Raw genomic sequence first — 14,496 nt, 5'->3', positions numbered from 1 at the left:
GTTATTGCGAGTAGTTGCTTGGGGAACACTTCGCAACAAAATCATCCCCCACTCTGCTATCACTCAAAGTTCTAAAACAAATCATCCAAACACATAAAAATAGAGACCAAACAACCCGGCCTCTACTTCAAATCAATTACTCGATCAATTACTTTAATTCTTTTCCTAATTCAATCAGATATTCTTTTAGCGTTTCACCAATTTCTGGATGCTGCAATCCATATTCGATACTCGTTTTCATGTAGCCAAACTTATCTCCAACATCATAGCGTGTACCTTTAAATTCATGTGCAAATACACGTTGACTTTTGTTCAGTTCATCAATCGCATCCGTCAACTGAATCTCGTTACCCGCACCAGGTTTTTGTGTTTCCAAGATAGTAAAGATTTCTGGATTTAACAGATAGCGTCCAATAATAGCCAAATTACTTGGTGCGTCTGCTGGATCTGGTTTCTCCACAAAATCTTTCACACTGTAAACATCATCGGAAACAATTTCACCAGGATTGATAATGCCATATTTCGATGTATCTTCATGCGGAACACTCATAACAGCGATTGTTGAAGATGTTGTTTGTTCGTAATCATTCATCAATTGTTTTGTCAAAGGTACATCATCCACCATTAAATCGTCCCCCAGCATCACAATAAAAGGTTCATCTCCTACGAAAGCTTTCGCCTGTAATACAGCATGACCTAAACCTTTTGGATGAGATTGACGGATGAAGTGTAAATTAACGTCTGTCGTTTCTTCGACTAATTTCAATAATTCATTTTTTTCTTTTTCACGTAAGTTTGTTTCCAATTCAACATTTGAATCAAAGTGGTCTTCAATTGGTCGCTTTGCTTTTCCGGTAACAATTAAAATATCTTCGATCCCTGAAGCCAAAGCCTCCTCAACAATAAACTGAATCGTTGGCTTATCAACGATTGGCAACATTTCCTTTGCCATCGCTTTTGTGGCAGGTAAAAAACGTGTGCCTAATCCTGCTGCTGGAATCACAGCTTTTCTAACTTTTGTCATGATTTGTTCGTTCCTTTCTCACAATCATCCATTTAAAATAGAGTTCTCATTCAAATATTATAGCAGAGGTAAAATAGGAAGCCTACTTTCTTTCGGTTTTATACTCAGTAAAAAAGTAGAACAAAACGGGAATCGTTTTGTTCTACTTTTTTTAAATATTTACATAAATTCATTTTCTGTTTTACCATCGCGCAACATGATGTCTTTTGCAGCTTGCTTGATATCTTTATCTTCATATAACACACTATAGATGGTTTCAGTGATTGGCATTTCCACGTTTAATTGCTTAGCTAGTTCAACAGCGGCTTTCGTTGTTGAAACACCTTCAACAACCATCCCCATATTTTCTAGAACTTCAGGTAATTTATGCCCTTGTCCTAATAAGTTTCCTGCACGCCAGTTACGAGAATGAACACTTGTACAAGTAACAATCAAGTCACCGACACCGCTCAAACCGATAAATGTCAGTGGGTTAGCACCCATAGCTACACCCAGACGACTGATTTCAGCTAAGCCGCGAGTCATGATAGCCGCTTTTGCGTCATCACCAAATCCTAGCCCATGGATAGCACCAGCGCCAATCGCGATAATGTTTTTTAATGCAGCACCTGTTTCTACACCAATCACATCGTTATTTGTATAGATTCGGAAATAATCGTTCATAAATAAATCTTGAACAAATTCTGCTGCTTTTTGATCAATACTTGCAGCCGTAATTGTCGTGATATCATGAACAGCAACTTCTTCTGCATGACTTGGACCAGAAAGAACAACGATTGCTTGGCGTTTTTCTTCTGGAAGCTCTTCTGCAATCACTTCTGAAATACGTTTGTGTGTCCCTTGTTCCAGACCTTTACTTGCATGAATGATGATTGGTTTCGTATTCATTTTTTCTAACAATTCTTGTGCAACTGAACGAATCGCTTTTGTTGGGACAACGAATAACACAGCATCGGCGCCATCAACAGCTTCCGCTAATTCTTTATATCCGACAATTGATTCAGGAATTTGCAAGTCTGGTAAAAAATGTTTGTTGGTATGATAGTTATTGATTTCATCAATTTGTTCAGGAACGTTTCCCCAAATTCGAACATCATGACCATTTTCTGCTAAGGTCTGCGCTAAGGCAGTCCCCCAAGAACCTGGACCTAAAACTGCGATTTTTTTCATTAAATTTCTTCCTTTCAATTGTGAATCTAAAAATTATTTAATCGTAAATATTAACATTTTACCTTATTGTTGCTCGTAGTTAACATAATAGTAAGAACCATTATCTGGTGCATTTTCACGAATCAATTGTTTACCTTTTAGATAGAATTTATAACTCTTAATTTCTGGATTAATATGAACTGTTTTTGAAATATAATACTTGTCTTCACTAGCTGTTAAATCTGGAATAGTTTTATTGTCTAGCTGTTCAAAAGATTCTTGATTTTCTTTTTTCAACTTAGATTTATAATAACTATCAGAAACGATAAAACTTTCTTGTTTCAAACCTAGATAGTTATCTTTCTGTTTGATTGTGGACAAGGTACTCCCTGTAACTAATTTGTTATTCTCATAGACACCAATAAAAATATGGGATTTATCAATCGGCGAAAAGCTTAATTTTTTTTCTGTATCTTCCCATTTCACATGATCAAATGATGTTAATTCTTCGCCACGATATTTACCTTTAGAAAGATAAAATTTCCCATTTACAGCTGAGAAATCAGAAACTGGAGATATTTTGGAGTAAATATTTTGGTAATACCATAAACTACCGCCGCCGACTAACAACATCAATAATAACACAATGCCAACAATGAGCCAGCCTTTAGATTTTTTTTCTTTGGTTCTTTTAGCCATAACTAAGCTCCCTTTTATAGTATTTTTCTATTTAGACATAAATTGTAAGACTTTTTCTTTTGCTTTAGCTAGATTGTCTGGAGGTAAATCATACTTGATTAGTTTTTGACTATTCCTTTTTAGTAAATCTTTTATTTCTACCGTCATCCCAGTAAAAGTCAAATTAGTATCGACAGCGGACTTTAACTGATTAAACTTTTTAACTAGTATAACTGGATTTTTTATTTTCTGAACTTTTTGTTTATATAAGCGTACAATATGTTCTTGCCTTACAAAAATAGAACTGCCTTCAGAAACATTTGGATCATACGTAAGAAAGACATCCAGCTCTTTAAATGTTACTTTTTGCTTGCCACATTTAAAGCGAACATTCTCTTGAACAAATTCAGAGGGATTTGATATAGTAACAAGTTCATTTTGAGCTAATTCTTCCATAACTATTTTTAAAAGTTCTTCCTTAGTTATCACCACATAAGTCTTAACTGGTAAATCAAACTCTGTAGAAAACCAGACTATAAAATCTGATCTATTGAGCAAGGAGAACTGCTCACCTAAATGTATCTTGGTTTCTGTTATCGTTTCTGGAAGTACATGAACGAGTAAATTTTTATCATGTTCAGATGAATAATAATAAAAAGTACTGTTTAGCTTATTATCAATGACAAACAAGGTCTCCATTTAGTCTTCCCCCTAAATATAATCAACAAATTTTGCTCGGAATTTTAAATGAATGTGTGAACCAATCAACAGTAATAAAAGAGTTGTACTCCAAAAAATCAGACCATACGTTCCTTTATTCCAAAACCATTCTCTAGATAAAAATGAGTCTCTAAATCCGTCAATTAAATAATATAACGGATTAATTTCTAAAATCTTTACTAGTCCTTCAGGTAGATTTCTTGTTTGAAAATTCCAAATTGCTCCAGATATATAAAATAACAGTCTGAAAATTGATTGAAGCATTACATGATAGTCGCGCACTAGCGTTGTAATCGTTGCATTAAAGATGCCGAATGCATAAAGAAAAACAAGCATAGAAAAAAAGTAATAAATATATTGTAACCAATACAGCGTTGGATAGACTCCATTTAATAACAATGCAGTGATAACAATCATCATATACCAAAAATAATTCGTCAGCTGTCCCGCTATAGAAATCGATGGTAAAACACTAACAGGAAACTTCATTTTAGAAACTAAACCAACTTGTTTATAGATACTATTTGACGCTTGCATAATTGATGGTGATATAAAAAACCAAGCAGAAATTCCTATAATCATCCAGATAATATATGGGACTCCATTAATCGTTCTTCCACCATGAACACCTAGTCCAAAAACCATATAATAGATTCCTACTTGAATTAATGGATTCAATATTTGCCATAGTAATCCTAAGTAATTATTTTGATATGTCGCTTTTTCTTCATACTTCGACATTCTAAAAATAATTCCTAGGTTTGATAGTTGCTCTTTAATAATAATCGCTACTTCATTCATTACTCACACCTCCAGTTGAGCTATCTTGTTGGATTTGTGAAGCAGGGATAGTGATTTCTACTCCTGCATTGATGACTTCATTATCCAGATTGTTAACTCTCATTAATTCTTCTAACGAAACGTTGTATTGTTGTGCAATCCCTAGGAGGGTTTCTCCAGGAGCAATCGTGTGCGTAACCATCTCTATCGATTCACTTGAAGTACTAGCATCTGATTCTTCACTTTTAGTTGTAGAGTTAGATGTTTTACTACTTTCTTTTGAAGATTTGTTGGAGATGTTTCCCTTAGATTTTCTTTCATTATTTAACCAGTGTGTTCTTGCAAATTCCACTGGATTATTAAAGAAATAGGTTAACGAACGGCCACTAAAACTAATAGTTGATAAAGTAATCATTATAAAGAATAAGCAAATAATCAAAATCTTAGTTGATAGTTTCATTTGCGTGCCAATTTGATTTCTTTCCATTTGTTTCTGTAACTGTTTTAATTCTACCCTTGTCATCAGATGATCACTTTGTAATTTTTCCATTGTACTTTGATACATACTTTCTAACGAAAAATCTTTTTGTGCTTCTTTTTGTGACTTTTGATAATTGTTTTGTTTTTCTTTAGGTAAATCTTTAAACCACTTGGTAAACTTTTTATATTCATTAATTACTTCTTTAGTAGGCCCAAATCCAGCTACTTCACCGTAATGTAACCATAAAGTTTTATCACACATTTTTTTTACCTGACCTAATGAATGACTAACAAAAAAGATAGTTTTTCCTTCTTTTTTAAATACATTAATCTTATCAATACATTTTTGTGCAAATGTATCATCCCCAACGGACAATGCTTCATCGATAATCAAGATATCTGGATTTTGATGGATTGCCACAGAAAATCCTAATCTTGATTTCATCCCACTAGAATAATTTTTGACTGGCTGATCAATAAATTCTCCTAGATCAGCAAAATTGATGATATCGTCAATTTTGTCATCAATTTCTTTATTACTCATTCCTGACATTGAACATTTTAATTTAATATTTTCTCTGCCCGTTAACGCAGCTTTTAAACCTGCACCAATTGCAACAATCGAGGTCTCTCCATTAATTTCTAGCTCGCCAGAAGTTGGTGGAATAATTCCACCTAGAATTTTTGAAAGGGTAGATTTTCCAGAACCATTAATTCCAATTATTCCAATAGTTTCTCCAGACATTACTTCAAATGAAACACCTCGAAGTGCCCAAAATTTTGGAATACCTGTAGCTGTAGATTTAAATAACGATTTTAGCTTATCAGATTTCTTTTTTAATAGTTCATATTCTTTAGTTAAATACTTAGCTCTTACCTTTACTGTTTTTTCAATCATATTTATTGCCCATTCCAATCTTTTTTCAAAGATTATTTTTTTAATTAACTATTTTTTATATTTAACAAATCTTTATTTTACATTAGAAATGATTGAATCTTTTCTTTTATTATTGGTAAATCAAACATTTGATAGTGCTTCTTGTTTTGTATACCTAACAAAAAAGGATCTAACGGGGATTTCAAAATAATAGGTAGCATTTCTAATGGCAGCGTAATTTCAAATAGATATTTCCCATCCACATGCACTCCTTTATAAAGCAAAGGTTCCATTTTTTCTGGAGTAATTACATGAATATAGCAAGCTGGATTATTTTTTGTGTTTGTTAATTTGATTTGTATCTCAAGATTTAATTTAAATTCAGTATCACTTTTTATGATAGAGTGAACTGATTGACTTAGTGACTGCACTACCACTGGAAGTTCATCTTGATAATCATCTAGATAGTCAAATAAACATAATAGTTTTTCACGAATCTTATCCTTAGAATATTGTTCAACGACTTTACCAGTATTTTTAGATAATTTATTTAAAGAGTCTGTTTTTTTTACTAATTCAACGATTGTTCTACTTAATGCAGAAATATCGCCATTAGGAACAATACGCCCATTTAGACCATCTTCGATTAAATCTTTTGGTCCATAATTATAATCAAAAGCAACAACTGGAGTATTCACACTAAGACTTTCTAAAATTGAAATACCAAAACCTTCCGCCTTTGAAGTCATTAGACTGAAACCACTACGTTGAAACTCTCCAATTGCATCCTGCGTATAGCCATGAACATGTATGTTTTTTTCGACACCTAATTTTTTTATCAATAGTTCATAACTTTGTTTTTCATCCCCTTGCCCAAAAATATCTAGTTGTGCATCTGGAACTTCCTTTACTGCATTGGCAAATGCTTCAATAGCTAAATGAATTCTCTTTCCCTTATTAAATTTTGAAATAATTACACCACGATTCAAATTCTTAGATACTGTCGGTCTTGTTTTATTTACAAGAAATGGATGTCCAATAACAAATAAATTATCTCTTTCCCCAAATTGGCTTGTAATATGTTTTTTCATTTCATCAGTAAGAAGAATCACTGCACCAAATTTATCCAAATTTTCTAGTGTTCCTTTTGTATATGCTCTTAATGGACTACCATACGAGCCGTCCTTGCCGTAAATATTTCCGTGAATAGTTGCTACTGACATTATTTTATTTGTAAAACTATTTTCTATGACACAAGAATCCAAACGATGATCTTCTACAAAAAAATATGGTCTATTGGACATTTCATTCAGTTGAAATATCCAATAGTCTTTCAATTGCTTTTCATTGTCAAATTGATTTACATTACCATTCTTTTGAAAATGTAAAATATATGTCATTTGTGCTTCTTCATTATACTTACTTGCCAAATATTTTCTTCCGTCACTAGCAAAAAAATCACTTTGAGCCAAGAATCCTTCGCTGTTGAAATAATTTGTCCTTAACAAGATACCATCACTTCTAAAAATCTCTCTCTTTATTCTTTTTTTATCTTCAAAATAGTCAATCATAGAAATTGATTGATTTGTATTCAACTTGATTCTTTGTAATAATTTATTGTTCTCCTTGTACTCAAATACTTGCTCATTTTTCGTACTCTGAACAAAATTCATTTTTCTTTCGTATTCATCAAAAGTTACCACACTGTCACTATAGAAAAGAGTTTTATCTTCCGAAAAAAATTCGTAAATATTCATGAAAAAAACATTATCTGGTAATTTTTTTATCTTGTGTATATCATTAAAAATATTTCTATATTGCGGGCGAAAATTAAATGTACAAATATGTGTAGCAAGAACATCTTTCTCCCATGTTTTACTTCTCAAAAACATAGACTGCACACGCCCGCCTGAATCCACACTAACAGAATCATTAAGAAAAAAGATTTCTCTTTGTTTTAGATTGGCACTCATTAATAAGTCACTTCCTTTTGATTATTTTTAACAAGGTCTTCTTAGTAATAGGTCTGATACCACCATTTTTTTTCGATTTAACGTTAGAATTTACGATTGCCTCATAAATCCGCTTCGAATTATCATGATCCATCAATGAGAAATACTCCTTACGCATATTTGCATAAATATCTTTTTCTACGAACCCATTTTTTATTGTTTCTTGAATAAGCGCGATTAACTTATCTGAAGTATATGCTACGTCACCAAATAAATCAGTCTTAGGATCCATGTAAAGTCCTTCATATTGTAAATATTTTTCTATGTCAAATTGGAAAAAGACACATGGTTTCTTTAAGTAATACATTTCCCAAATCACACTTGAATAATCTGAAATCATCATTGAACTCTTCATAATCAACTCGTCCATTGGGACTTCTAAAAATTCATATTTATCGATTATTTCTGGGTCAATTTCAAATAAATCAATATATTCTTTGAACTTTGGATGTAAGAAAAAAGCGATTCTTACATTGTTAGCTACAAGCAACTCTTTTAATTCTTTAGAAGCTAAAAATTGACTGTATTCTTTAAAATAATCCGTTTGAATAAATTTTTCTTTAGGTAGACCGTCCATCCACGTCCGCCAAGTTGGCATTACAAAAATTTGACGATAGGGAATTTCGGTTGTTCTGTCTCGCATAACATCCCAACGGGCCAATCCAGTCACAGCTACTTCCTCTTCTTCATACCCCCACTCATTGATTACTAAACGTTTTTCATATTCTGAAGGTACAATTACTAAGTCAAAAACATTTCTATTTTTATAAAAATCGGGAACTTTCTTCAAACCGTTCACACCATGTTGTAAATAAGCTAACGGTTTTTCTGTTAAAACACGCCCCATATAAGTTTCTTTTTGCTTTAAATTATAAACATTCCGCTTAGTATCAGAAGAAATTAGCAACGTCGAAGAAAATAGATACAAGAAATATTTAAACGACATAAAGTTCAGGGTACGATCTTTCTTATCAGCTAAGAATTTTGCTTCGGTTGCATATTTATCAATCACATAATAAAACTGATCATGTTTTTTGTTTTCGTAACAATAATTAAAAAAGTGATACCCACTATCATGAGCTGAGGAAGCTAGTTTTTCAAACCCTATCCAAATATCTTTTTTAGCAAAGTACGGCTTCATCAATCGAGCTAAATAATAAGCAGATTTTTCTTTAAAATTATTCCACTTGGTTTCATAACTTTCTCTTTTTCGATAAGTAAAAGAGATATCCTCACTAATTGTAATGTATGGGTACATTAAAAAATCATCTTGTGTATGATACTGATACTTAAGTGTGTTACTTCTAATATTTCGTTTAGCAGCTTTGCTCGCTTTATTTATGCGTACAAAGTAACGTTGTTCATTTATATTTGTCTCAACATACAAATCCCAATATAATGGCTCAAAATCATATATTGATAAATCAATTGTCGTTTTAATTAAAAGGTGATTTTTCTTTTGATCAATAGTAAAGTCAGTTATTTTTATCCGTTCTAGCGTATCTTTATTGCGCTTCACTAGTAAAACACTTTGAACAGATATCTCCTCTTTATTTTTTGTTTCTAGTTTGCAAGTTAACCTTACTTTTGGTTTTTTATAAACAAAATCAGCTACTTGCGTTTTTATTTCATAACGCTCTTTAGCTAAGTTAGATAAGTTGTTTTTTACAAGCGATAAAGTATTGCTGTTAGTCAAATATAATTCAAAATGTTGAGAATAAGCTGTCTTATGCTGACCATAAGTGACTACCCCAAAAAACCGATTCTTTTTATCTTTGGGTAATTTATCTTTATTGGCCAAACGCATCAATTGATATTGTCCTTCGCTAAAAACATATAGATAAAAATCAAAGCGAGCTTTTTTTAATTCAGCTGCTTCGTCCTCCATGAAACTGCGTAAACTACAGTAGTAATAATCATCCTTGTTGTTCAAAGGAAGAATATAATTCAACCCTTGCCCTCTTTTATTGATGATTAATTGCGCATTTTCAAGATGTCTTTCTAACTGAAAGCTCAGCTGATAGTCCGTTAGTTCCAAATTAGAAAACTTAATTTTAACATGTTTTTTTAATTCTTGATTTGTAAAAGAAGCTGGGGTTTTCGTTTTCTTTAATAAATAAAGTTCATTATTTTCTATAAGTAAATCTTCTCCAACATTATCTCCCGCTAAGAAGACTTTTTTGATTGAAGTAAATATTTGCTGATTTCCAAGATATAATTTTACTTTCCCACATAATTCAGGAAAAAAGTTTCGCTTAAAGGTAATTTGTCCATCCTTCACTTTACCAAATAACCAACGTTCCCCTATCAAGAGAGAAGCTTCCACCATTGAGTGAACAGCTGGTGCAGTCAGAACAACTGATTCATTTGTCACTTCTATATTAGTTACTTTCATCTCTAAATTGTGGTACTCCGTATGTTTCATTTTACTATTTGCTAAAAATTTAACACCATCAAATACAATTAATCGACCGCTGACGTGAGTAACATAATGTTGTGCAATAGACACCTCATAATTATGATCCACTAAAAAATCAATTGCACAGATATCTTCACCCAAGCAGAAGAATATTTGAGGGTTTCTATCAGTTTTATTTAGATTAATAGTCGCTAGTTCATTATCCTTCCTCCCAATTATAAGAGGCTCGGCCATTACTCCAGTGAAATTTGTACTTCGATACGGGACAGTCTGGATACAAAATCCCGCTACCGACTTCGAAACAATTCTATAACTATGGGCTTGTTCATCAGTTAAAAACAGTTGGCTTTTATCCTCTACAAGAAAAATTTCATTTCCCAAATTATCGATAATTTTAAATTCATCAGTTATAAAATGTTCAATATTTAGACTATACGTATCCGTATTTTCTTTTCTAAAAGGAAATCTTTCCCCAGAGACTGAAATTAGTTCACAAGGCTCTTTTCTTGTAATATAGAATCTACCCTCAAAAATCCGTACACTGTTCATTATTGATCCACTCTTTCTTTGACTATTGTTTCATAAATTCTTTGACTATTTTCTCGGTCATGATAATTAAAATACTTTCCATATAATTCTTGATAAGGTTCCTCCAAAACAAAATCTTGAGAAATCGTTTGTTCAATTGTGTTAATCAACTGGTCAACTGTTATGGCACGTCTACCAAATAATTCCGTTTCCATGTCAATATAGCTTCCTTCATATTCATTATATTTTTCATAATCAAATTGGAAAAATATAACAGGTTTCTCCATGTAGAACATATCCCAAGTAACAGATGAATAATCACTAATCATTAATGAAGATGCCATAATCATTTCGTTTACTTTAATATCACCAAAAGCGTATAGTTGTACTCGTTCACTTGGAGCACTAAATTCAGAAATGTAATTTTTGAATTTTGGATGTAAGAAAAAGATAATTTCTAAATTATTCTCTTTTAGAATTGTTTCTAACTTGCTTGAAGATAAAAATCCCATATAGTTATTATAATAATCCGTCTTGATAAATTCTTCTTTCGGCATATCTTCCATCCATGATCGCCAAGTTGGCATAACAAATATTTTTTTGCGTTCTTGCAGATTCGAATGATCTTCTAGTAAATCCCAACGTGAAAAACCGGTAACTGCAATTTCATCTTCATCGTATAACCAATTTTCATGTAAAATGTCTTTCTCAAAGTCGGATGTCGCAACTACCATATCAAAGTTGCCTAGTCCTTTGCTTTTCTTAAATACGTCTGAACGTTTTAATGCGGTAACTCCATGCTGTAAGAATACACTTTTCTTTTCTTGAATTGCTTTTGCAGCACGACCAGATCTCACTCGAATATTATGCACATGTCGTGGCGTTTCAGATGCAATCAATAACTTAGAAGCATATAACATAACAAAGTAGCGATAAGACATATGAGTAAGAATATTTTTATGTTCCTTTTTGGCATTTAAATAGTCTTTCGAATCCTTTGATAACACATAGTAATACTGTTTTTTGAGATTATTTTTCTGTACATAATCAAACATTGCATAGCCATTATCTTGCGCCGTTTGAGAAAATTTTTCAAATCCTAGCCAAATACGTTGCTTGTCCAAATGCTTTTTGAACAAACGATAAGTTAAATAGCCTGCTTTATCCTTAAAACTTGTCCATTTATTTTCATAATTCTCTTTTTCTCTAATCATAAATGCAATATCGTTAGAGAACGTAACATACGGATATATAATTTTAGATTTATCATCGTTCAACACACTATTATCCAAATAATCTGCTTCAACTTGATTCAATATTTCCTTTTGTGCCCCTTTTACTTTAATTGGATAAATCACTTCATTAAATTTCATTCCAACGAATAGATCCCAATACAACGGGAAAAATTTATCCCAATCCATTTCAAAAGAAAATTCAAATTCATTTTTTGTTTGATTGATCAATTTACAATTGATTTGCATGTTATATTCTTTACTTCGCAATTGCAAATAAGCATTTTCCACTTCAAAATGTTCTTGACTATCTATTACTATTTTGAATACATAGCCGTGTCCAGTTTTTTTCATACCTTTTAATTTTGTTTGCACTTGAAAGTATTCTCTTGCACCAGCAGTATAGGTAGAAAATACGCCACAAATAATGTTACTTTTTGTTGTATAAACTAAGAATGATTGCTCTTCAGTTAGTTGAGTTAAACTCAATCCTTCCTTACGCTTTTTACTCTTTTTCATGCGTAACTTACATTCCTCATATTTTGAGTAAGGCGTCTCAAAAGAAAGGCGAAAATCAAGACGTGGAAACTCTCCTACTGAGTTTTCAATAAGTGATGTTAAATCAAAACGGATAGCTGCATCGTTTTCTGTTCGAGCCTTACTTTCTAAAATAAATGTTTCCTTCGTTGCGCGTTTGATAACTTTTAACTGTATAGAAGATTCGATGCCATCTAGTTCAGGAATAGTTAAGTTTAGGAATTGATTCTCCATCGTTAATTTTGTTACATCTAAGTCTTTCGTAATCATTTTTTTCATGAATTTTAAATATGCAGGATATGCATCTTGCAATAAGCTGATTCCTTTATCCTTATTGACATACAAACCAACATTATATTTTTCAGGTTGGTCCTCCTGAGCGGCCCACTCCATCAGTAATTTCCCAGGAAGTTTCTCAACTATACTATCTTTGATTTTTAATGGCGAACGCTTAATTGCTTCAGACGTGATTTCTTGAAGATAAAAATCACCATAAAGTTTTGTATCTTGTTCCAGTTCGCTCTTTATATCTGAAAGATCAGCAGAATAGCTACCATCTTCCATCAGGGACAAATGAATTAAAATCAAGTCATTTTTTCCACGGCGTTTCATTATTAAGTTTTGTTTCAAAGAGAATTTCTTTTCTGGTACTAAAAATAGTTTTTCCCCTTCAGACCAGATATTCTTGATTCCTACAGATTTCGTAACTTTGACTGGATAATTCTTAGCTATAAAAGTTTCATAATCATAAGTTATCAACGTGGTTTGCTTGTGATGTTGAATGAGTGAATAGCTTAATACATTCTGAGGTTGAACTTTTAAGTCTAAATAAATTTTTTGCTTTGTAACACCATTGATTCCTATAATTTTATATTCTTGATTTGGTGAAAGAGGTGTCTCCAATAGATCTAATGTGAATCGTTCACCCGATTTTTGCCAAGGAATATAAAGTTCTTTTGTTTTTCCTTCCAAAGCAATTTCTTCTAGATTATTTATTCTGATTTCTAAGCTACTAAAATTATTTTTTAAAACCGGTTGTGCGTTTATGAGTGGTTCAATCCAAATAGAATTTCCTTTAATAAAAAATTTCACTTGGTTTCCAATGATTTCAGGATATTTTTTTAAGACATGTAATTCTTTTTTGGAAAACTTATAAGGTACAAATTCTTGATTTTCTTTTTTAAATAGTTGGATTTGTTGACTTGGTAACAAAGTAAGACATTCTTTTGTCAACTTAAAATAATCTGCTTGTTGCGTTTGAATATATACATTTTGTAAATTCTGGATATCCTGTACAGAGGTTACAACTGCTTTATTTCGGATAAGCATTGTTTGTTGTACATTTTCTAGTAGGAAGAATGATTCTGATAAAGGATAAAATTGAGCATTCCCATTTTCTACTTCTGAAGTGACAATTTTCGTAGCAACGTATTGATCTAATACATATTCAACAAGATACAAAGAAGAACTACTGAAGCTTTGGATAACTGTTAGCTCCTGAATCACTTCGTTTAGATTAACAGAAAGTTTATTATCTTTTTGGTAGCCATTAATTCTCAAATAGTAACCAGATTCATTTTTAACAAAGAAATCGACTTGTCGATAGTCTGCGATTTCTTCAATTGTCAAATGAGTATTTGTCAATTGAGCTATGATTTGTCCATCATTTTTTACGATTTGCTTTGGAGAAATCATGTAGTTAAATATCTTCGATTCAGAAATAAAGAAATATTTTTCTTCTAATAAATGGATAGGTAGCGAGCTATCTGATCTATCTGTTAACTCAGTAACCTTGATTGTTCCAAAAATAGTGACTATTTGTAAGGGACGATTAAAAATATTTAATCCCTGAATAGAAACGCGATACCCCATTCCTTCTTTACTTGCAAGCATTTGATGCGTTTTTCCAGATATACATTCTGTCAAGTAAAATTTTTCAATTATCTCTTCACCAGATAATTCAATATAAATTGATTGATTATCATAAATTAGCTTCTTAGCTACTAACGTTGTTTTCAATTTGTTCACCTCATAAGCAATATAGGAATGTTAAAAATTCC

General features: G+C 32.0%; 9 protein-coding genes. All 9 read right to left on the bottom strand.

Going from position 1 to position 14,496, the window contains the following annotated elements:
* Positions 1 to 148: 148 nt before the first annotated feature.
* The 9 genes from galU to RV17_RS07295 all read right to left on the bottom strand — a co-directional run bounded on the left by galU (position 149) and on the right by RV17_RS07295 (position 14,455).
* Positions 149 to 1,024, bottom strand: coding sequence for a UTP--glucose-1-phosphate uridylyltransferase GalU (galU, locus tag RV17_RS07335; protein WP_067482517.1), 876 nt, complete (start codon positions 1,022 to 1,024; stop codon positions 149 to 151).
* A gap of 159 nt (positions 1,025 to 1,183) precedes the next feature.
* Positions 1,184 to 2,194: an NAD(P)H-dependent glycerol-3-phosphate dehydrogenase gene (locus RV17_RS07330; RefSeq protein WP_071868877.1), complete on the bottom strand. Its 1,011-nt coding sequence runs from the start codon at positions 2,192 to 2,194 to the stop codon at positions 1,184 to 1,186.
* A gap of 63 nt (positions 2,195 to 2,257) precedes the next feature.
* A complete protein-coding gene (locus RV17_RS07325) occupies positions 2,258 to 2,872 on the bottom strand; it encodes a hypothetical protein (RefSeq protein WP_071868876.1) in 615 nt (204 codons plus the stop codon).
* Positions 2,873 to 2,899: 27 nt separating this feature from the next.
* Positions 2,900 to 3,550: a hypothetical protein gene (locus RV17_RS07320; protein ID WP_067482523.1), complete on the bottom strand. Its 651-nt coding sequence runs from the start codon at positions 3,548 to 3,550 to the stop codon at positions 2,900 to 2,902.
* A gap of 12 nt (positions 3,551 to 3,562) precedes the next feature.
* Complete coding sequence (locus RV17_RS07315) at positions 3,563 to 4,372, bottom strand: ABC transporter permease (RefSeq protein ID WP_067482525.1); 810 nt, start codon at positions 4,370 to 4,372, stop codon at positions 3,563 to 3,565.
* A complete protein-coding gene (locus RV17_RS07310) occupies positions 4,365 to 5,729 on the bottom strand; it encodes an ATP-binding cassette domain-containing protein (RefSeq protein WP_082294024.1) in 1,365 nt (454 codons plus the stop codon). Before RV17_RS07310 ends, RV17_RS07315 begins: the two co-directional genes overlap by 8 nt.
* 77 nt (positions 5,730 to 5,806) lie before the next feature.
* Entirely contained in the window at positions 5,807 to 7,681 is a 1,875-nt protein-coding gene (locus RV17_RS07305) for a glycosyltransferase (protein WP_067482527.1), read from the bottom strand.
* Positions 7,682 to 7,688: 7 nt separating this feature from the next.
* Positions 7,689 to 10,688, bottom strand: a complete 3,000-nt coding sequence (locus RV17_RS07300) for a CDP-glycerol glycerophosphotransferase family protein (protein ID WP_071868875.1) — start codon at positions 10,686 to 10,688, stop codon at positions 7,689 to 7,691.
* Positions 10,688 to 14,455: a CDP-glycerol glycerophosphotransferase family protein gene (locus tag RV17_RS07295; protein WP_071868874.1), complete on the bottom strand. Its 3,768-nt coding sequence runs from the start codon at positions 14,453 to 14,455 to the stop codon at positions 10,688 to 10,690. The genes RV17_RS07300 and RV17_RS07295 overlap by 1 nt, the downstream gene beginning before the upstream one ends.
* Positions 14,456 to 14,496 lie beyond the last annotated feature (41 nt).

Origin of the sequence: Enterococcus thailandicus, from assembly GCF_001886265.1 — a bacterium.
GTDB lineage: Bacteria > Bacillota > Bacilli > Lactobacillales > Enterococcaceae > Enterococcus_B > Enterococcus_B thailandicus.
Note: the sequence above shows the minus strand (reverse complement) of the source record. Positions and strands in the feature narration are given on the sequence as shown.